This is a genomic window from Brevibacillus sp. FSL K6-2834 (assembly GCF_038592925.1).
Taxonomy (GTDB): Bacteria; Bacillota; Bacilli; order Brevibacillales; family Brevibacillaceae; genus Brevibacillus; species Brevibacillus borstelensis.
This window is the reverse complement of record NZ_CP151945.1, coordinates 2,245,447-2,266,306: the sequence shown is the minus strand read 5'-3', so window position 1 is coordinate 2,266,306 and position 20,860 is coordinate 2,245,447. Positions and strand designations below refer to the sequence as shown.

At 53.4% G+C, this 20,860-nt stretch carries 18 protein-coding genes, 1 riboswitch and 1 other annotated feature; of the genes, 7 read left to right on the top strand and 11 right to left on the bottom strand.

Annotated elements, in window-relative coordinates:
* Positions 1–21 precede the first annotated feature (21 nt).
* The gene (gene metH / locus NST96_RS11155) at positions 22–3,468 is read right to left on the bottom strand and encodes a methionine synthase (protein ID WP_342406341.1); all 3,447 of its coding nucleotides are present in this window, start codon (positions 3,466–3,468) and stop codon (positions 22–24) included.
* A gap of 101 nt (positions 3,469–3,569) precedes the next feature.
* A riboswitch (SAM riboswitch) is annotated at positions 3,570–3,670 on the bottom strand.
* Positions 3,671–3,869: 199 nt separating this feature from the next.
* Between metH and NST96_RS11150 the strand changes: the two genes are divergently transcribed.
* The 4 genes from NST96_RS11150 (at position 3,870) to argS (ending at position 7,636) form a co-directional block, all read left to right on the top strand.
* Positions 3,870–3,974, top strand: coding sequence for a YjcZ family sporulation protein (locus NST96_RS11150; protein WP_003387390.1), 105 nt, complete (start codon positions 3,870–3,872; stop codon positions 3,972–3,974).
* Between the two features lie 167 nt (positions 3,975–4,141).
* Positions 4,142–5,002 carry an AraC family transcriptional regulator gene (locus NST96_RS11145; RefSeq protein ID WP_327970259.1) on the top strand — a complete coding sequence of 287 codons (861 nt, stop codon included), beginning with the start codon at positions 4,142–4,144 and terminating at the stop codon, positions 5,000–5,002.
* A 90-nt stretch (positions 5,003–5,092) separates the two neighbouring features.
* Positions 5,093–5,572 (top strand): hypothetical protein, encoded by a 480-nt coding sequence (locus tag NST96_RS11140; RefSeq protein ID WP_031931765.1) that lies wholly within the window; start codon positions 5,093–5,095, stop codon positions 5,570–5,572.
* Between the two features lie 42 nt (positions 5,573–5,614).
* Positions 5,615–5,863: a binding site (T-box leader), on the top strand.
* Positions 5,864–5,920: 57 nt separating this feature from the next.
* Positions 5,921–7,636 (top strand): arginine--tRNA ligase, encoded by a 1,716-nt coding sequence (gene argS / locus NST96_RS11135; RefSeq protein WP_003387393.1) that lies wholly within the window; start codon positions 5,921–5,923, stop codon positions 7,634–7,636.
* 201 nt (positions 7,637–7,837) lie between these two features.
* Here argS and NST96_RS11130 read toward each other — a convergent pair whose 3' ends face one another.
* Both NST96_RS11130 and NST96_RS11125 read right to left on the bottom strand, forming a co-directional pair.
* Positions 7,838–8,236, bottom strand: a complete 399-nt coding sequence (locus NST96_RS11130) for a hypothetical protein (protein WP_003387394.1) — start codon at positions 8,234–8,236, stop codon at positions 7,838–7,840.
* A gap of 39 nt (positions 8,237–8,275) precedes the next feature.
* A complete protein-coding gene (locus tag NST96_RS11125) occupies positions 8,276–9,157 on the bottom strand; it encodes a deoxyribonuclease IV (protein WP_003387395.1) in 882 nt (293 codons plus the stop codon).
* 255 nt (positions 9,158–9,412) lie between these two features.
* On the opposite strand from NST96_RS11125, the gene NST96_RS11120 reads away from it, so the two are divergent.
* The 3 genes from NST96_RS11120 to NST96_RS11110 all read left to right on the top strand — a co-directional run bounded on the left by NST96_RS11120 (position 9,413) and on the right by NST96_RS11110 (position 11,994).
* Positions 9,413–9,925: a GNAT family N-acetyltransferase gene (locus tag NST96_RS11120; RefSeq protein WP_003387396.1), complete on the top strand. Its 513-nt coding sequence runs from the start codon at positions 9,413–9,415 to the stop codon at positions 9,923–9,925.
* A 132-nt stretch (positions 9,926–10,057) separates the two neighbouring features.
* A complete protein-coding gene (locus NST96_RS11115) occupies positions 10,058–10,651 on the top strand; it encodes a TetR family transcriptional regulator C-terminal domain-containing protein (RefSeq protein ID WP_342406334.1) in 594 nt (197 codons plus the stop codon).
* 62 nt (positions 10,652–10,713) lie between these two features.
* A complete protein-coding gene (locus NST96_RS11110) occupies positions 10,714–11,994 on the top strand; it encodes an MFS transporter (RefSeq protein ID WP_003387400.1) in 1,281 nt (426 codons plus the stop codon).
* Positions 11,995–12,127: 133 nt separating this feature from the next.
* Here NST96_RS11110 and NST96_RS11105 read toward each other — a convergent pair whose 3' ends face one another.
* The 8 genes from NST96_RS11105 to NST96_RS11070 all read right to left on the bottom strand — a co-directional run bounded on the left by NST96_RS11105 (position 12,128) and on the right by NST96_RS11070 (position 20,818).
* Positions 12,128–12,982: a universal stress protein gene (locus NST96_RS11105; RefSeq protein WP_031931759.1), complete on the bottom strand. Its 855-nt coding sequence runs from the start codon at positions 12,980–12,982 to the stop codon at positions 12,128–12,130.
* A 139-nt stretch (positions 12,983–13,121) separates the two neighbouring features.
* Positions 13,122–14,186 (bottom strand): HD domain-containing phosphohydrolase, encoded by a 1,065-nt coding sequence (locus tag NST96_RS11100; RefSeq protein ID WP_338461443.1) that lies wholly within the window; start codon positions 14,184–14,186, stop codon positions 13,122–13,124.
* 120 nt (positions 14,187–14,306) lie between these two features.
* On the bottom strand, positions 14,307–14,624 hold the full coding sequence (locus NST96_RS11095; protein ID WP_003387403.1) for a hypothetical protein: 318 nt from the start codon (positions 14,622–14,624) through the stop codon (positions 14,307–14,309).
* Positions 14,625–14,668: 44 nt separating this feature from the next.
* On the bottom strand, positions 14,669–16,225 hold the full coding sequence (locus NST96_RS11090; RefSeq protein ID WP_031931757.1) for a cation acetate symporter: 1,557 nt from the start codon (positions 16,223–16,225) through the stop codon (positions 14,669–14,671).
* An 80-nt stretch (positions 16,226–16,305) separates the two neighbouring features.
* Positions 16,306–17,832: a cation acetate symporter gene (locus NST96_RS11085; RefSeq protein ID WP_024985150.1), complete on the bottom strand. Its 1,527-nt coding sequence runs from the start codon at positions 17,830–17,832 to the stop codon at positions 16,306–16,308.
* Complete coding sequence (locus NST96_RS11080; protein WP_342406328.1) at positions 17,829–18,179, bottom strand: DUF485 domain-containing protein; 351 nt, start codon at positions 18,177–18,179, stop codon at positions 17,829–17,831. Before NST96_RS11080 ends, NST96_RS11085 begins: the two co-directional genes overlap by 4 nt.
* Before the next feature lie 150 nt (positions 18,180–18,329).
* A complete protein-coding gene (locus NST96_RS11075) occupies positions 18,330–19,067 on the bottom strand; it encodes a LytTR family DNA-binding domain-containing protein (protein ID WP_003387408.1) in 738 nt (245 codons plus the stop codon).
* Positions 19,067–20,818, bottom strand: a complete 1,752-nt coding sequence (locus NST96_RS11070; protein WP_003387409.1) for a LytS/YhcK type 5TM receptor domain-containing protein — start codon at positions 20,816–20,818, stop codon at positions 19,067–19,069. Before NST96_RS11070 ends, NST96_RS11075 begins: the two co-directional genes overlap by 1 nt.
* Between the last annotated feature and the right edge of the window lie 42 nt (positions 20,819–20,860).

Genomic DNA, 20,860 nt, shown 5'->3' with positions numbered 1-20,860 from the left:
TCTCTCCATAACATCTCGACCTTACAATTCAAAAACGGATGGGCCCGCATTGAAATACCGCGCCTCCGGATGAGAAAACACCATCGCTGTTACAGAGGCCTCCGGTTCCATCATGAAGCCTTCCGTCAACTGAATGCCGATGTCCTCCGGCCGCAGCAGGCGGAATAACTGGGCCTGATCTTCGAGGTTGGGGCATGCCGGGTATCCGAAAGAAACGCGGATGCCCTGATAACGCGCGCCGAATCTCTCCAGCATCGTCATTTCCGCAGGGTCCGGGAAGCCCCAGCTATCCCGCATCACGTGATGGACCCGCTCGGCAAATGCCTCGGCCAGCTCCAGCGCCAGCGCCTGCAAGACGTGGGATCGGAGATAGTCGCCCTTTTGTTTCAAACGTTCCGATTGTTCTCGAATGCCGCTGCCCGCCGTGACCGCCAGGAATCCGACATAGTCCATTTCGCCGCTTTCCACGGGCCGCAGGAAGTCCGACAGACAAAGGTACGGCTCCTCTGGCTGGCGCGGGAACTGGAAGCGTTCCAAGACCCGCGAATGATCCTTGGCGTCGTAGATCAAGATCTCGTCTCCATTCGCCTGTGCGGGGAAGAACTGATAGATCCCGTTTGCTGTTATCGAGCCTGCCTGTACTGCTTCCGCAAGCAGCTCCTGCACCAGATCGTGAAGCTCCGTCACCTTCTCGTCTCCGCTCTCCAGCAATTTGTCTACATTTCCGCGAACGCCGAGATGCTTTCCGAGCAGCATCCGCAAATTGAGATACGGCCGGAGATGGCTCAGCGGATAGTTGCGGAGCACATGCCGTTCACAATCGGGCGGGAGGTAGATCGGCTGTGTGCGGCTGACGGCGGAACGCTTCGGTTTGGACGGTTTTTCAACTTCGGGCGGGGCCTGGGCAGAAGCCGCAGCCTCGATTGCCTCCTGCTGCTCGGCCCGGAGCTTTTCTCTTGCTTCCGGGTCCTGCAGTCGATTAAACAGCTCCAGCCCGTCCATTGCATCCTTGGCGTACAGAACGATTCCTTTGTATTCGGGTGCAATCCGGTTGGACGTAAATTTACGTGTCAGTGCCGCTCCGCCTACCATCAGCGGCACGTCGATGCCAGCCTCGCGCAAATCCTGCGCGGTAATGACCATTTGCTGGGCCGATTTGACCAACAGACCGGACAGACCGATCGCATCCGGCTTCTCTTCGCGGCAAGCGGCGATCAGCTGCTCCGGCGGAACCTTGATCCCCAGATTGACGACTTCATAGCCGTTGTTGGAAAGGATGATCTCTACCAGGTTTTTTCCGATATCGTGGACGTCGCCTTTTACGGTGGCCAGCAAAATCTTCCCTTTTGCCGCCGACTCCGTTTTTTCCATAAACGGCTCCAGGAATGAAACGGATGCTTTCATTACTTCGGCGCTCTGTAGTACTTCGGCCACGATCAGTTGGTTGCTGTTGAACAGGCGGCCCACTTCTTCCATCCCGGTCATCAGCGGCCCGTTGATAATTTCCAGCGGCGCGTATTTTTCCAAAGCAAGCTTCAAATCTTCTACCAGTCCGTCTTTGGAGCCTTCGACGACATACCGCGCGAGTCTCTCTTCCAGTGGAAGCGAGGACACCTCGACTTTGGCTTCCTTTTTCTTTTCCCGGTAATAATCGGTAAAGGAGGCAAGCGTTTCGTCCTTTGTCTCGAACAAAAGAGCTTCAGCCAGCTTTCTCTCTTCTTCAGGGATGGAAGCATAGCGCTCCAGCTTCTCCGTATTGACGATGGCATAATCGAGACCAGCGACTGTCGTATGGTAGAGGAAAACGGCATTCAGCACTTCCCGACCTGCGGCCGGAAGACCAAACGACACGTTGCTGACGCCGAGAATGGTCTTGCACTCGGGCATCGCTTCTTTGATCAGGCGAATGCCTTCTACTGTCGCCTTGGCAGAGCCGATGTACTGTTCGTCTCCTGTACCGACAGGAAACACGAGCGGGTCGAAGATGATGTCCCGCGGATTGACGCCAAACCGGTTTACCAAAAGGTCATAGGAGCGTTTTGCCACTTCCAGCTTTCGCTCGGCGGTGACAGCCATGCCGGTCTCGTCGATAGTTCCGACGACAACTGCGGCCCCGTATCTGTGGATCAAGGGCACGACTTGCTCGAACCGTTCGAGCCCGTCTTCGAGGTTGATCGAGTTGAGAATCGCTTTCCCTTGGGAATATTTCAACCCCAGCTCCATGACGCGCGCATCCGTGGAATCGATCATGAGAGGCGCCTTTACTTTTTTCACAATATATTGAAGGAATTTTTCCATATCGCCGTACTCGTCGCGGTCCGGGTCGGCCAGACAAATATCGATGACATGAGCCCCCCGCTTCACCTGTGCCCTTGCGATATCGGAAGCCTCCTCGTATTGTCCGGCTGCGATCAGATCGCGAAATTTCTTGGACCCGATGACGTTCGTGCGCTCCCCGACCAGCAGCGGGCGGTTGTCCTGTTCCACGTAGACGACATCGATCCCGGACACGGCGCTGACTGCATGCTCTTGCCGGGCACGCGGCTTGCAGTCTTTCAAGGCTTCGGCCATCGCCCGGATGTGGTCGGGCGTGGTTCCGCAGCATCCGCCCGCCACATTGAGCCATCCTTGCTCGGCAAATGCCTTGACTTTTGCCGCCAGCCCTTGCGGAGTTTCGTGATAGTGGCCGTTCTCGTCCGGGAGACCGGCATTGGGATAACAGCTCACGGCACAGTCTGCAAGACCGGATAGCGTGCGGATATGGTCGCGCATGAACTCGGGACCGGTCGCACAGTTCAGCCCGATGCTGACAGGCTTGAGGTGCTCAAGCGAGACGTAGAACGCTTCGATGTTTTGTCCCGCCAGCGTCGTGCCCATCGGCTCAATCGTCCCCGAAAGCATGACCGGCACTTCCGTCCCCAGCTCATCAAAAGCCTTGCGTATGCCGATGCCGCCCGCTTTTACGTTCAGCGTATCCTGCGAGGTTTCCAGAAGCAGCACATCCGCTCCCCCGATCAAAAGCCCTTTTGCCTGGCGGTAATACGACTCGACCAGCTCGTCAAAGGTGACCCCGCCCGTCAAAGAAAGCGTCTTGGTCGTCGGGCCCATCGCCCCTGCCACAAAGCGAGGCCACTCAGGCGTGGAATAGGCATCTGCGGCCTCGCGAGCGATTTTGGCAGCGGCGATGTTGATCTCCAGGTCCTTTTCCGCCACGTCATACTCGGCCAGGACGATGGACGTAGCGCCAAATGTATTCGTCTCGATAATATCGGCACCCGCCTCCAGGTACTTTTCATGGATCGAGCGGATGACGTCCGGCCGGGTCAGGTTCAACAGCTCGTTACAGCCGTCGTATTCCTCTCCGCCGAAGTCCTCGGCAGTCAGGTTGGCTTGCTGCAGCATTGTTCCCATCGCGCCGTCCAGTATCAGAATTTTTCGGTAAAGCTGTTCGCGAAAATTCGGTTTCATGGCAGACTCCTTTTCTCAAAGCAGATCATCTCAGATAAACAAAAAACCTCTTCTGTGTGCAGAAGAGGATTTGTCCGCGAATACGATACGCCTGACGCATCCTCTCATCTTTCAAAGCACACGGCTTTGCTGGAATTGGCACCTGAAAATTCCGGTTGCCGAGGCTTCATCGGGCCAGTCCCTCTGCCTCTCTGGATAAGAGATGTCGCTTTTTTATTCGATTCGTTCCAGTAATTGCAAGGTTTGAAAGTATCTTAACACCCCCCCTCCCCCGCGTCAATGAAGAAATTGTCCGTATCCACGCAAGTCCGGCGCCCATATTTGCCCCATATAGTCAATCGCCCACACTCTTCATGACTCCCGTGTATAGACTAAAGCATATCGGAAAGGAGGAAAACGACATGAGTACATCCTACTGCGGAAACAATATCTTCGGTGACAGCTTCGCCCTAGTGCTCGTTCTGTTTATCCTGCTGGTCATCGTAGGGTGCAATAACGACTGCTAAGCAGCTGCTTGAAAAAGGGGCCTGGAATCCAGGCTTCTTTTTTCTTGTCCAACAGGTGCACTTTGAAGAAATCAAGCAATCACTTGCCAAATCGGCACAGATTATCAAAAAACATCGTCTTCCCGGCTGTACAATAGGAGTAGCACATCTGGGAAATGGAGGCAGGTATGGATCACTACGAGCGGATTCAATGCGCAATCGAATTTATCGAAAAGCATCTTCAAGAGGAGGTGAATATCGCGGATATTGCCGCGGAAGCCTGTTTTTCCGCCTTTCATTTTCAACGGCTGTTTCAAGCGATCTCCGGTTTTTCGGTTCACGAGTACATACGAAAAAGAAGGCTGAGCGAGGCCGCCGTTTTGTTGAAACAGACGCAAACAAGCATCCTTGATCTGGCTATCGCCTGCCAGTACGGCTCCCAGGAGGCGTTTACCCGTGCTTTTGAAGCTACTTTCGGCATCACCCCGGCCAAGTTCCGAAAGGCGAACATACCTATTTCCCTGCAAAAGAAGCTGGATTTTTTGGATGATCAAAAACGAGCAAAGGGAGAAATAAGCATGAACAAACCAAACATTGTGCAATTAAACAGCATTGCCATCGTCGGGTACGCCTACAAGACAAATCTGAACAACGAAAGCTACTTTGAGGACATTCCCCGCTTCTATGCCGATTTCGGAAGGAATGGACACTATATGCGGATTCCCAACAAAGCCGCCCCTGACATGGCATACGGCATTTCGTGCGATTTCCAGGATAACGGCGACTTTACGTTCATCGTCGGCGAAGAGGTAAAAAACCTGGATGGCGAGCTGGAGGATGGCTTTGTCCACTGTCTGCTTCCGGCAGGGAAATACGCCGAATTCAGGGTGATCGACTCTGTCCAAAATACAAGAACCTATATTTACGGCACCTGGCTTCCGAATTCCAACTACGAGCGAAGAGAAGGACCTGATTTTGAAATAACCGATGTCCGCCAGTCCGTGTACCCGGATCAAATGAAAATAAAAATTTACATACCGATCGACTAGTGTTCCAGTCCGCCCGCTGTCCCCGCTCATTGTCAATCCATGCCCCTTTTGCTATGATGAGGTCGAAGCCAAGCAAAGGAGCGAAACGCTTTGGATCCACTACACCCTTGTGACAAGCACGAATTCCTATCGCGTATCGAAACGGTAAAAGAACTGGAACAAACCGACTTCGAGACATATTCTGTCGTGAAAGACAGCGAAAATGGCCAACACTATCTCCGGTATTCCTTTACACATATCAATCTGTCCGAAGGGGGCAGGCGCGACGAATTCGACCACTTCCTGCCGCTTGAATCGGACGATGTTCTCGCGATTCTGTTCGGAGAGCAGGCTTATCAGTTTCCGGACAACTGGAAAACCGCCTATCTTCGCAGCGGCACGGATGAGCGGCTGATGCCATTCGACCCGAGTGAAAATCACGATCTGGAAAAGGACGCGGAGGCGGAGTTGGCTCTGCTCGAGAAGCTGCAGCAGTTCAAGCAGCAATGGAATGCTGCCGAAGACAAAGAATCGCTGACCCGCGACCTGTTTCGCGATCTCGATGCGATCATAAAAAAAGCGGATGATTGAGTTGCGAAAGCCGCATCCTTTTCGCTATAATGGATGAATCATAAAGGATCGATGATGAGGAAAGTACTCCGTCAAAATGCCCAAGCGAGCCGGGGATGGTGTAAGCCCGGTGCAGGATGGCGGCAGGAATCGCACCTCGGAGATGCTGTCTGATTGCCCGGTTTATCTCTGGAGCAAGTAAGGCAGCCGGGTCTGCCCGTTATCGCAGAACAAAGCGGCTGTGCTGCCCGAAATGTAAAGGCTGCATGGCAAAAAGAGTGGCACCGCGGGAGAATACCTCTCGTCTCTTGATCAATCAGAGACGCAGAGGTTTTTTTATTTTTCATGATGAAGGGAGTTTGCATCGCTATGAGTTACAAGCATCAAGTGGCTGAGATGATTTCTGCAGCCCTTTCCAAGCAAGGCGTAGATACGCTGGGGGCCGAGCAAGTGCGCAACATGCTGGAGACGCCTCCGAATCCGGCCATGGGCGATATCGCCTTCCCTTGCTTTCAACTGGCAAAGGCACTTCGCAAAGCGCCTCCTGTGATTGCAGCCGAGCTTGCCCCGCTTATCTCGGGTACGCCGGTTCGCGAAGTCCAGGCAGCTGGCCCGTACGTCAATATTTTTCTCGATCAGCAAAGTGTCGCAGCAGAGGTAGTAGGCACCATCCTCTCCGCAGGAGCCGCTTACGGCAGCCGCGACATCGGCAAAGGGCGGAAGGTTCCGATCGATCTTTCTTCTCCCAACATTGCCAAGCCGTTTTCCATGGGGCATCTGCGCTCTACCGTGATCGGAAACGCGATTGCCAACATCATGGAAAAACACGGTTACCAGCCGGTCCGCATCAACCATCTGGGCGACTGGGGCACGCAGTTCGGCAAGCTGATCGTGGCGTATCGCCTGTGGGGCGACGAGGCAAAAGTAAAAGCGGAGCCGATCAAAGAACTGCTCAGCCTCTATGTGCGCTTCCACGAAGAAGCGGAGAACGATCCGTCTTTGGAGGATCAAGGGCGCGAGTGGTTTAAAAAGCTGGAGGACGGAGACGCAGAAGCGCTCCACCTGTGGCAGTGGTTCCGCGATGAATCTCTGAAGGAGTTCATGAAGATTTACGATCTGATGAACGTTTCCTTTGACTCGACACACGGCGAAGCATTTTACAACGACAAGATGGATCGCGTCGTCGCCATGCTGGAGGAAAAAGGCCTGCTGACGGAATCGGACGGCGCCATGGTCGTGACGCTGGATGAATACGACATGCCGCCAAGCCTGATCAAAAAATCGGACGGCGCCACGCTGTACGCGACGCGTGACCTTGCTGCTGCCCTCTACCGCCATGAAACCTACGACTTCGCCAAAGCGCTCTATGTCGTCGGAAACGAGCAACGCCTTCACTTCCAACAGCTCTACAAGGTACTGGAGAAAATGGGCTTTGAGTGGGCAAAGGAAATGCATCACATTCCGTTTGGTATGATGCTGAAGGACGGCAAGAAAATGTCCACGCGCAAGGGCAAGGTCGTCCTGCTGGAAGAAGTGCTGTCCCAGGCGATCGAAGACGTCAAGAAAGTGATCGAGGAAAAGAATCCTGGTCTCGCCAACAAGGAAGAAGTCGCCCGCCAGGTTGGCGTCGGGGCCGTCATCTTCCACGACTTGAAAAACTATCGTCTCAATGACATCAATTTCTCCTGGGAAGAGATGCTCACCTTTGAAGGCGAAACCGGTCCTTACGTCCAATACACGCACGCACGTGCTTGCTCCCTGCTGAGAAAAGGCGGCTATGTACCGTCCGCAGCGGTAAGCTTGCCTCAGGATGCGCTGGACAGCAAGGAAGCCTGGGCAGTCGTTACGCTTCTGAATGCATTCCCGGAAGTGATAGACCGCGCTGCCAACGGCTTTGATCCTTCGCAAATCGGGAAGTACGTGATCGACCTCGCGCAGGCCTTCAACAAGTTCTACGCAAACGTCCGCATCCTGGCCGAGGAGGACGCTGTGAAAAATGCGCGTCTCCAGCTCGTAGCGGCTGTTGTTACGGTCTTGAAGGAAGGGCTCCGCATTCTCGGACTCGCAGCACCGGAAGAAATGTAAGAAAACAAGCAAAACCGCCGATGCATTATGGGATCAGTCCCATGCAATGCGTCGGCGGTTTTTTTTCGATTGCCGGCCTTCCATCCGGTGCTAGCCTTCCATCCGGCTTGTCAGGAGTCTTGTCGCGGGGCTGGTCCGGAACTTGTAAACGTACCCGCCCCTTTTAACAGTACATGTCTTTGATCGGCCAGCGCTGCTTTTTTATTCTTCTTTCTTTGCATTTTTCCCAAACCAAGTCTTGCCCAGAAGCTCGACGACTTGTTTGGAGAGCGACACCGGCTGTTCCTTTTCATTTCCGGACGCATCCACGAGGCGGTACAGCATCGCCTTGTCATCGGCCGGGTCGGATTTGGTTTCCAGTGTGCAGTCTCCGATATTCCCTGCCTTGGTCCACTCTTCGATCATGATCTGATATTCGCCGGGGGCAAGCTCGATATAGTCATCCTCGGTCACATCAATGATGGCATAGCCATCGTGCTCAATTTCCGCATCGTATGTATGTCCGTTGGCTCCCTGGTAGAGGGCGAGCTCTTCGGGATTGTTCAGGTTTTCCTGCAGGGAAGAAAAATCTTCGATCGTTACTTTCACTCGTCTTTTCACGTATGTTCCTCCTTGGTTCGACACACAACTCTTCATTCCTCACTCTACCACACGGGTCGCTCCTTTTTCCACACCGAAGACTCCATCTCTCTGCTCTGCCAGCCGGCGAACCAGCGAAATTTCCTCCTGGTGACCTCCATCCGCCGGTGCCGGGGTTTCCAAAATGAACGGGATGTCCGCTAGCTCAGGAGTTTGCAGGAATGCTGCGAACGCCTCCAACCCGATCTCACCCTTGCCGATAGGAGCATGTCTGTCGCGGAAGGAGCCGCTCGGATAAACGGAATCGTTCAAATGAACAGCGACGAGTGATGAAAAATACCCCGCGTTTCGCATGTGAGCGCAAACCTCGTCCCAATCGTGTCCCCGCCACAGCCCGCTGGCAAAAGCGTGACAGGTGTCCAGACAAAAACCCACCCGGTCAGGTGCCGCGAGCAAAGAACGCACCTGCACCAGCTCTTCGATGGTCGTCCCCATCCGGGTTCCCTGCCCTGCATTGTTTTCAAGCAAAATTTTCGCCTCTCCCCGCCAATCGCAGAGCAGTTCATCCAAAAGCCGGATCATCCGCTTGTATCCCTCGAGCGGGTCGCCACCCTTGCTGTGCCCGAAGTGAACGACTACACCGAGTGAACCGCATGCTTCCGCTATCTCCAGATCATTGCGGAGGTGTTCGACAGTCCGCTCGTATAGCTCCTCCTCTTCCACTGCAAGATTTGTCGGATACGACGTATGACCGATGGATAGCATGCCGTGTTCCTTTGCAAAGCGCCTGCACGAAGCTGCATCTTTGGCATCAAAGGTTTTTACGCCCATGCTCCTCGGATTCTTCGGGAAGTACTGAAAGCAGTTCGCTCCGATCGCCATTGCTGCCTTTGCCGCTCCTGCGTATCCGTTTCTGATACTGACGTGACAACCGACAAACATATTGCATCTCCTTCCCTCTGCTGATTAGTTGCAGTTTCCCCCACCTTTGTTTTTTTCAGTCTGCTGTCCTCTACGGGACCCGGTTTGTCATGCGCCTGCCTGTTGGATCATCTATCATTTTCGTTGCTTTTCCCCTGCAAGAAATGACTTGGGCTGAGGTCCTTATTTTGAGCAGTATTTGCAAGATTGACATTTCATTTTATTTCGATTAATATCCATCTTCAAATCCTATCAAAATGTTTCAGGAGGTACCCGATGCCGTCTCCATTTCCTGCTTCGAGCCAGCACCTGCTTTACTTTCCCGTAGAGGAGAGCGATTTCGATGAGCTGCTCTCCGTCTACAATTCCAACCCCGATTACATGGAGTATGCGTACGGCAAGCGGGAAGTCACTGTCCAAACAGTGGAATCGGACCACGCCGAGAATCTGGCGATGGAAGACTCCTACAGCATCTTGCTCCGTTCCCGCTCCACCCGCGATCTCGTCGGCATTGCCCAATTCATCCTGCGAAATCCTCGCGATGGCAATCCATGGCTCGGGCTCATCATGCTGCACAAGGACCACCAGGGAAAAGGATACGCTCAGCATTTTCTGGACACCTTGATTGCATGGTATAAAGAAAACGGCTACACGTCCCTTCATCTGGGCGTGTTGGATAAAAACCGAGGGGTAGTCCCGTTTTATGAAAAATGCGGATTCCGCGTCTATGAAGAACGGATGACCGAAAAGCTGGGACTGGTCATCTGCATGGCTTACGACATCAAATAGTGAGTGCAGCGGGAAATGTTGACTTTGACTTCGCATGGAAACGAAAAAGATGTATTTCCCTTGCCAAATCCGCGAAGTTGTTTTACCTTTAATCTATACCGAACGTTCAGTCTAGAAAAAGGAGTATCCGCCATGACACGCCGCCGTCTCGAAGGCGAAAAGACAAAGCAACATATCGCCGAAAAAGCAACAGAACTATTCGCCCAAAAGGGGTATGCCGCAACTTCCATCGAGGACATTTGCCTTGCAGCAGACGCAAGCAAAGGAAGTCTCTACTACCATTTCAAAAACAAGGAGCAATTGTTTCTCTATCTGCTGGAAAAGAATCAGCAGGAATGGGAAGAGAAATGGGCAAGGTACTCCGCTCCCTACCCCACAGCGACGGAGAAGCTGTATGCATTGGCTGACTTTTTCGTAGATGATTTTTTAAATCACCCGTTGAAAAAGGCTGCCGAGGAGTTCAGCGGCAGCAAGCTGGCTGAACCCGAAATTCTGGAGCAGGTCATCAATCTGACAAAAACAGCCCATCAAGTCTACATCCCCATTTTTGAAAAGGGCATTGAGGCAGGCGAGTTTGAAGCAGACGAACCGGCGGCCCTGGCCTATCTTCTGGACGGCTTTCTCAGCGGGGTATGCAGCGCAGCATACTACGACCACCCGGACCAGCTTCATACGTACATGCGAAAGTCTATTGATGTGTTCATAAAGGGGACGGGGAAAAAATAGCCCCTTTTTTTACGCTATCATTAGACCGACCGTTCGGTTTGCAAAAGTTAGGAGGAACCTGAATGAAGGAGCTTTGGCGCAATCGCGTCTTTCTCATCGTCTTTTCTACCGATTTGCTGGAAAACATCGGCGTCTGGATCCGAAACATGGCGCTGCTCTTCTTCGTCATGGAAATCAGCGGCAACAACCCGACCGCCGTCTCGCTGCTGACTGCTATCGAGTATGTTCCCATTTTGTTGTTCTCCGTGATCGGCGGGGCACTGGCAGACCGCTGGGACCCGAAGCGGACCATGATTTCCGCCAATCTCCTCAGCTCGCTCTCCGTCTGCGTGATTGCCGTACTGCTTTGGAAAGGCTATTGGTCCGCTGTTTTTTTCGCTACCTTTGTCTCCGCTGTCGTTTCCCAATTCTCACAGCCCGCTTCCGCCAAAGTCTTTAAGATACACGTTCCGGAAGAACAGGTAGGTTCCGCCATCTCTGTTTCCCAAAGCATGGGGTCGCTGTTTATCCTTTTTGGCCCGATCGTGGGGACGTTTGTCTATGAGGCTTCCGGCGTCTATGTCTCCTTGTTTGCGATGGCCCTCTTGTTTCTCTTGTCCGCGTTCATGCTCTTGGGTTTGCCCTCGTCAAAGCGCGCTTCTTCCGTTAGTGACTCTCATGAAAAAACCTCGCTTCTGGCTGAGATCAAGGACGGCATTCGCTACGTCAGGCACCACTCGCATCTTAGGGGGATTGTGTGGCTGTTTGCCATGCTTGGACTCGGCTCGGGTCTGATCAATCCGCTGGAGGTCTTTCTCGTGACAGACCGCCTGCAGCTTCCGAAAGAATCCATCCAGTGGTTTACGGCTCTGGAGGGTGTCGGCATGCTGCTCGGAGGCATCCTCGCCTCCGCCCTGCACAGGCAGTTAAACGGAAAGCTGGTCATTCACGGCGCCATTGTCTTTTTTGCCGTCTCGGTTGTCGTTGAGGCACTTTCCACCTCTGCTCCGCTGACTGGGACGATGCGCCTGCTTTCCGGAGTGCTGCTGGCATTTTTGCAAATTGTACTCAGCATGAAGATGATTCATTTGGTAGCGGAAGAGTACGTGGGGCGTGTGAATGGCACCATGACGCCGCTCTTTGTGGCACTGGTAATGATCAGTTCGTTTGTGGCCGGCCCGCTCATGGAGTTGACCTCTCTGATCACGGTCTTCTGCCTGTCAGGCTTCTTCCTGCTGCTTGGCTCCCTCGGGGTCAACAAAATTATGGAGGCAGAACCGCCACAATCACAATCAAACCAAGAACAACAACATCCGCTCTCGAAACCGAAACACCAGCAGTCTCTTGAAACCGAGCAGTTGTAACGCCAACAATAAAAACAGACTGTCCGGGATATGAAATGCTCCCATCGAGCAAACAGGTTTCATTAGCCGCTGCTCGATGGGTAGTCTTCAATCCGTACAGCCTTCCCTTTGGTAGGATTACCCTGTATTTCCTTTATTTCACGACCAATAGAGGCGTTTTCGTCCGGTAAATCACCTTGAAGGTGACACTGCCCATCAGCGTTCCGGCAATGCCGCTCATGCCGTGGTGGCCGAGGACGATTACATCTGCTTCTGTCTCTTGGGCAACTTCCTTGATCAGCGTAGCCGGGTCTCCGATCAACACTTTGCTCTCGTAAGGGACCTGTGCTTGCTCAAACAGCTCCTCGTATGGACGGATCGTCTGTTTCCCCCACGATTCCAGTGTTGCTGTATCCTCCCAGCCAATCCCGTAAACGCCTGCGTAAGCGACCGGAGGAATCACCGCGGTCAGAAGAACAAACCGGGTGCCATCCTCTTTGCCCATCCGGATGGCTTGCTGCGCTGCCTTCATGGCGTGGTCGGAGCCGTCGACTGCGATCAGTACCGTTTTCCACTTGTCGTTGATCTTCGCCGCCTCGGGCACTAAAAATACGGGAATCTCCACATCGTGGATTGTTGGATAGCTGACGCTTTGCATCAAATAACCGGTCATCCGGCCATATCCGTGTGTCCCCATGACGACAGCCGTATGGCCTTCGCGAGCTGCTTCCACAATTGCCTCGTGCGGTTCTCCAAACTGAATATTCAGTTTGTACGGAACCTTTGCCTGCTCGACCAGCTCCACGATTTCTTTCAGGTCCTCTTTTGCTTCATCCAACTGAAATTCTTGCACAGTCTTGTTTCCCAACTGATTGACAGCAAATCTGGATGAAAACGGAGGAATGACATGCAAGAGAGAGAGTTCGTTATTCCCGTTCGTAAAAGCCAATGCAAACTTTACAGCTTGCAAAGACTGTGGAGTAGCATCTACCGGCACCAGAATCGACATTGTGCACCATCCTTTTCCTCGTCATCGGGCAATCGTGTCCGCCCTTTTCTGACTTCATTCTAGGAAAAACAAAGGATGGTGTATGTAGGGAAACTCCCCTATATCAGGCAAACTTTTCCCTGATTTCTGTCTGTTCGCCTTATTCCAATATGCCGGTAATAAATATCGTCGTCTCTTCGCTCAAGTCGACATCCCGAATCTCATGGTCGTCTCCCACTCGCTCATTGGCAACTCTGTCCTTGCGAATGATTCGAACCACTGGTCGCGAGGGCAATCCCCTGTTTTGATCAATCACGATCCCTACCTCGCCTGTGCTCAGCTTCAGGGATGTACCTGTCGGATACATGGCTATTGTCCGCAAAAACTGAATGACCATCTGGTGGTCAAACCTTTTTTCCGCCAGTCCCATGATGCGCTCGCAAGCTTCATAAGGCGGGAGCGTCTCCTCTTCTTCAGAAAAAGGAGAGATGAAATTGTCGTATGCGTTGCAGATCGCGACGATTTTCCCGAACTCATGGATTTCGTGGCTCATCAGACCTCTGGGTATGCCGCTGCCATCTACCCACTCATGGTGCTGAAGGGCGATATGAGCAGAAACGATGCTCATCTCGTGCTTTTTGCGCAGCAGGTTAAATCCCGTCCACGTATGGTGATTCTCGATACTGTTTTGCTTGTAGGGCGAAGCGTCTCCCTCCTCTTTGACGACCTTCCCGATGTCATGGAGCAAAGAGCCGATCGCCAGCTCCTTTAGCTGGTTGACGGAATATCCAAGTCCAACCCCCATGACGACAGCCATCATGCAAACATTCAGGGAGTGTATGTACAGGGCATTGTCATTCGTGCGAATTTCACCCAGGTTTAACAAAACTCGCCGGTTTCGCAAGGTCTCATCCACGATATTGTTGACGGATTTTTGGACTCCGCGCACATCGATTCCTTTTCCTGCCTGAATGCACTGGATCGCCGCGGACAAATTGCGGATGGCGTCTTTTCTCGTCGATTCGCTTAAAACCTCTTCCGTGTTCACGTCCTGCAGGTTTGGGTCCTTGAGGCTTACCATCGTAACGCCAAAACGGCGCAATTTATTGATCATTCCAACGGTTAGCTGTACGTTGGCCTGCAACAAGGTCAGACCGTCGCTCGTATAAATGCTTCTGCCCAGGACATCGCCCGGTTCTACCTGATCGATGTTGACATATTTCATGGGGTCTTCCTCCTGCCTGCTCCCCTGCTGCTATTCCCACCTATCTTACCATGAAATAACCATCCGGTAGACAAGAAAACTTTCATGCAGCAAGCAAAAAAGACCCGCCAGACGGGTCTTTTAACTCTTTTCATGATCATCCATCTTCATAATACTGTAAGGGCCTCTGACCATCGTTACCTGGTCGCCCTGCTGGGTCATTTCCAGCTTGTGCAAAATATCTTCGAGAACAGCGGCACAGGTGAGAGTCAATTCACCAGTATGTACGGGCGTCTTGTAATACTGGCCGATCATCTCATAGCCTTTTCGCTTGTATGCCTCCGCATCGGTCTCATCCAGCGCCTCGCACAGCTCCTGGATCAATCCTACCAAGGAAATCCGGGCCTGCTCGTAGACATCCACCTCGGCAGATGTCCGAGTCTCTTTGTCCGTACTCATATCGCTTCCCCCCTGACCTATAGGGTGGGCCGGATTGCAGCAGATTATTCGCTTTTCGCTGCCACGCTGTGACGCAGTCCCTGCCGCGTGCCGGTGTGTGCCTGAAACAATACCGCATCGTAGTGATCGGACGCGCCGGGAGCCGGTCTGCTTGCAAGCGAACCGACGATGGCTCCGAAAAATCCGAGAGGGATCGAAACCACGCCGGGATTGGCGAGAGGAAACAGCGGTTCGGCGAGAATCATGCCGCTTTCGGGGTCCATGACCGACGGCCCGAGACAAACGAGGATGAGGGCGGACAGTGCCCCTGTGACAATCCCGGTCAACGCTCCCTGTAGGGTGAAACGGCGCCAGTAGATGGTAAAGAAGATCAGGGGAAAGTTGGCCGATGCCGCCACAGCAAAAGTCAGCGCCACGAGAATCGCAACATTCATTTTTTGCGCGCCAATCGCAAGCCAGATGGAAATCACTCCTACTCCCACCGAGGATAATTTGGCGACCCATACCTGTTCCCGTTCCGAAGCCATCCCATTGCGAATGATATGGCTGTACAAATCGTGGGCAAACGCCGATGAGGCCGACAGCACAAGACCTGTGACCACCGCGAGAATCGTCGCAAAAGCCACGGCCGATATGTAGGCCATCAAAAATTCTCCGCCAAGCGCTTCCGCAAGCATCGTCACCGTCAGATTTCCTCCGAATCCGGCGTCCTGGATATATTCCCATCCGATAAAAGCAGACGCTCCAAAACCGAGCAAAATCGTCATCAGGTAAAACGCGCCCATCACCCATGTGGCCGTAATGATGGATTGTCTCGTCGTGGGGGCATCTTTTACGGTAAACAGCCTGACGATGATATGCGGCAGTCCGGCTGTCCCCAATATGAGAGCCAGATTGAGCGAAAGGATGTCCAGCGGCTGGTTGAATTTGTTTCCCGGGTGCAAAAAGCGCTCTTTCATCGGTGTCGCTTCGCCGACATATACAAACAGCTCCGCCAGACTCCAGTGAAAGCGCGACAGGACGATCAGGCAGATGATCAGCGTCCCCGTCAACAGCAGAATCGCTTTGATGATTTGCACCCACGAGGTAGCCTCCATCCCGCCAAACACGACGTAGATGGTCATCAGCGTTCCCACGACCATCACCGCAGCAGCGTAATCAATGCCGAGCAGGTAGTGGATCAGCGCCCCCGCGCCGACCAATTGCGCAATCATGTAAAAGACTGTGATCAAAAGCGTGACGGCGGCAATCGCACCCCTCAGCCATTTGCTCTCAAACCGGACGGAAATCGCATCCGCCAGCGTATATTTGCCCAGATTGTGCAGCGGTTCCGCGATCAAAAACAGCATGACCAAATACGACACAAAGAAGCCGATCGCATAAAGAAAGCCGTCAAAACCGTACATTGCTATCGTCCCGGCGATTCCTAAAAACGAAGCGGCACTCATGTAATCTCCGGCGATGGCCACCCCGTTCTGAAGCCCGGTCATCCGGTTTCCCGCAGCGTAGAACTCTCTCGTATTGAATGTTCGGCTCGCCGCTGAATACGTGATGAACAGCGTGCCGATAATGACGCTGCAAAAAAAGATGACCGATGACATATCGCCGCTCCCCCGTTTCATAGGAAAGATGCCGGAGCCTCCCCCGACACCTTTCCGTTGCTTTTACAATTGTACAGAGACTACGCGGATTCCTTCATCCCGGTATTCGCTTTGACAACAATTTCATCGTATTTCGCATCGTCTTTGGTCTTCGAGAAGTAGGTACCCAGCCAGGCTGCAAGGAAACCGAGCGGAATCGAGACGATCCCCGGATTCGAGAGAGGGAACAGAGCTTCTCCGACCAGGATGGCCTTGCCCGCCTCCGGATTCCAGATGTTCGGGCTGAGGAAAACGAGGATCAGCGAGCTGAACAAGCCTACCAGCATACCGACAACAGCCCCGGTCGTATTGAATCGACGCCAGAAGATCGTGTAGATAATAACCGGCAAATTTGCGCTGGCGGCTACCGCAAAGGCAAGAGCAACGAGGAAAGCGACATTCAGCTTCTGCGCGAACAGGGCAAGCAGGATCGAGATGACCGAAACGCCGACAGAGGCCCATTTGGCCATGACCATCTGCTCTCTTTCCGTAGCCTTCCCCTGGCGAATGACATGGCCGTAAAAATCATGGGCAAACGCTGATGCAGCCGTGAGTACGAGACCAGCCACTACCGCCAGAATGGTAGCGAAGGCGACGGCAGACACAAACGCAAAGAGGAAATTGCCCCCTAGGAATTGGGCCAGCAACGGCGCTCCCATGTTTCCGGCAGGATCCATCTTGTCCGCCCCGACAAATGCGGCTGCGCCGAATCCGAGGAAAATCGTCATGACGTAGAACAAGCCGATAATCCAGGTGGCGTACACAACAGATTTCCGCGCCGTCGGGGCGTCCTTTACCGTAAAGAACCTCATCAAAATGTGCGGCAGTCCGGCAGTACCGAGAACGAGCGCCAGATTGAGCGAAATCGTATCGAGGCCGTCCTTGAACTTGTTCCCCGGATTCAGGAACTTTTCGCCCAGCGGCGTTGCCGTTTTCATTTGCTCGAACATCTGCGTCACGCTGAAGTCAAACTTGGCAAACACCATTACGGAAATAATGAAGGTACCGGCCATCAGCAGAACCGCCTTGACGATCTGCACCCAGGAGGTTGCCGTCATGCCGCCAAACACGACGTAAACCGTCATCAGAACGCCTACGATCAGAACAGAGGTCGTGTAGTCGAGACCGAGCAGCAATTTGATCAGGGCGCCGGCCCCTACCAACTGGGCGATCATGTAAAAAATGGAGATCGCGATGGAGTTCAGAGCCGCTACTCCGCGGACCTGCTTGTTTTCAAACCGGGCCGCAATCATGTCCGCCATCGTGTACTTTCCGAGATTGCGCAGCGGCTCGGCTACGATGTACAGCACGACGAGATAAGCGACGAGAAAGCCGATACTGTAAAAGAAGCCGTCAAAGCCGGAGAGAGCAATCATTCCGGCGATCCCGAGGAAAGAGGCCGCGGACATGTAATCGCCGGCGATGGCAAGGCCGTTCTGCCAACCGGTCAGTCCTCCTCCCGCCGTGTAAAACTCGCTAGTGCTATTGGTCCGTTTGGAGGCGTAATACGTAATAACAAGCGTTAACACAACAATTGCCAAAAAGAGTAAAAATGCCATTACATTCATGCGCTTTTGCCTCCCGTCTCTTGCTTGATCTTCTCTACCAGCTCATCAAACTGCCGCGATTTCCTGGAATAGATGATGCACAGTCCCCAGGTCATGATAAATTGGCAGAAGGCAAATACCCAGGCCCAGGTAATCGCCCCGAAGGCGGGTTTGTTCAACACTTGAAAGTAGGAGGTCATGATGGGAAGAGTAAAGTAGAACAAGAAAAAGAAAATGGAGTAGGGTACGATGAATGCTTTTTTTCGTCTAAGCAGCTCCTGAAACGTCGCCGACCGGATGATAGACGAGTACTGGACAGACGTCTGCTTCTCAGACATGGCCTTCGCTGTCGAGCTTGTATTTCCCATTGTGGAATCTCCCCTTGTCAAGAATGTGTAACCGCGCCATTGAAAGCGCTTCCTTATTTTACAAAAAAATTCCCAATATTGTTTACATTTGCGCGCGACATGCAAAAAGTAGCGCGTCAAAAGCAAAAAATACGGGATCAAAGTCAAGCTCTACCCTTCCAGGCGTTTCAGCAGATCTTTTGCTGCGGTCCGGGAGACGGGAAGCCGAACCGGATTGGGCCCTTTCAGGATCAGATTGTACGCGCCGTTGAACCACGGCTGAAGCTCGCTTACATACTGCAGGTTTACCAGGTAGCTTTTATGCGTCCGAAAGAACGGGTAAGCCTGGAGCTTTTCCTCCAACTGCTGCAATGTCATGCGCGTCGTATACACTTCCGACTCCGTCCAGATTTGAACGACTCGCTCATCCCGGACAGCGTACATCACGGTGCTGGGATCGATCACCACCAAACGGTTGTTGTCCTCGATGATCATCTTCGCTACCTTCGAGGGATTCGGCAAAGCAGATGGCGGAGCCGTTTCCGAAAGCCGTTTCCTCAACCGTTGCAGTGTTTCTTTCAGCCGCTGCGGTTCTGTCGGCTTTAACAGGTAATCGACCGCATTCAGCTTGAACGCTTCGACAGCGTAGTCTTCATGTGCAGTGGAAAATACGAGCAGAGGCCGTTTCTTGCGGGCGGCCAACATGCGCGCGGCCTGGTCCCCCTCCAGCTCCGGCATTTTGATGTCGAGAAACACCACGTCCGGTTCGTATTCCTCTACCAACTGCAGAAGCTCGCGGCCATTTGTCGCACAGGGCAGTACCTCCACATCGGCCTCCTGCTCCAGCAAATAGACCAGCTCCTCCCTCGCCAGCCTTTCATCCTCTGCGATCATGATTCGGATCTGCATCAGGCATCTTCTCCTCGTCTATGTGGAATTGCAAACTGGATGCGGCAGCCTCCTTCCGGCAGGTTGGAAAAATGGAGCTTCGATTCCGGACCGAGAAGGCTGATTAAACGCTGGTTGACATTGTATACGCCGATGCCGTTGCCGTCTTTGCTCTCAAGCGGCGTATTTCCCAGCTTGTCCAGAAGCGGCTCCGGAACGCCTGCACCATTGTCCTCGACCACGACGGAGATGCAGTCACTCTCCTCTCTGACCGCAATGGCGATACGTCCGCCGCTCGGCTTTCCGCTAAGGCCGTGCTGGATGCTGTTCTCCACCAACGGCTGCAAGGTGCCGAACGGAATCAACGCCTGCTCCACACCCGGCTCTACCTCGCGCGAAACCGTAAATTGCTCTGCAAAGCGTATGCTGATAATTTCCAGATACGCATTCAGGTGCTGCAGCTCCTGCCCGACGGATACGAGCGGCGTCGAGGTCATTTTCAGGTTGAGCCGCATGAAAACCCCCAGCTGAATCGTCATGTGGCGGGCGAGATCGGGGTTGATCCGAATCAGCGTAACGATCGAGTTTAATGTATTAAACAGGAAATGGGGATGAATTTGAGCCTGAAGCATTCGCAGCTCTGCGTCCTTCATTAACCCCTTCATCTTCTCTGCGAGGGTCAGCGTCAATTGGTTGGACAACAGGTTTCCCAGACCTTTAGCCAGCGCCCCCTGAATTTTGCCGATCTGCTGCGGCCGCTTGAAATACAGCTTGATCAGCCCGACGACGCTCTCTCCTTCTCGGATCGGGACGACAATGGCTGCCTGCAGCGGACAATTGTTTCGCTCGCACGGAAGATGCTCGCGGGAAAGACTCGTCTGTATCCCTCCGGTGTAGATGACGCGGCGGGCCAGCTCACTGCGTATCGGCTCCCCGGCTACATGGTGGTCCGAACCGGCGCCTACGTGGGCTAGCAGCTGCTCTCTGTCTGTCACGGCGACTGCGCTGGCCTTCGCCTCTCTGAGCAGGATATAGGCTACGGATTGGGCCGTCTGGGGAGTCAAGCCCATCTTCAGATGGGGCAGGATGCGCTCGGCAATCGTGAATGCCCTCTCCGCCTCCATCGCGGCAGAGCGTTCTTCTTCGCGGAGAGCGACGCGGATCATCGTCGTGAAAATGGCGATGGAAATGCTATTGGTAAGCACCATGGGGATGCCGATAATATTCACAACCGTGCGGACGAGCTCGGGAGGCTGAGCCAATATGAGCAAAAGCGACATCTGTATGATCGGGGCAAACATTCCGATGAACAGCGCTTTGGACGGAGAAATTACGCGCTCTTGCGAGAAAAAGCGGGCAACATATCCGGCCAGAAGGCCCGTAATCGGGCTGGACAAGCCAAACGCCCAGGCGCCAAGGCCACCCAAGCTGAACAAATGGCAGCCCGCGATCAGTCCGGCCCCCAGTCCCACGAACGGCCCTCCGAGAAGGCCGCCAATCACGACACCGACAAGCGTTGAGTTTGCGATCACTTCACTTGACTGAAGCGGAAAGATCCAGAAAGCCGGGTTGTACGTCTCCTCGTGGACGACCACTCCCGCATACGTGCCTGCAATGCCAAACAGCCCGAATAACAAAGAGTACGCCACCGACGTCCACAATTGCAGCTCGCGGTCGAGTAATTGGCGAAACAGCGGAATTCTCGTCAGGATAAAGGCGATGGTAAGCAGGATGCCCATCCTCTCGATCAACAGCAGCGTCAAATGCTCCAAGGCCCCTACCTCCGAAAAAAGTCATAAATAGGCATATTCTAA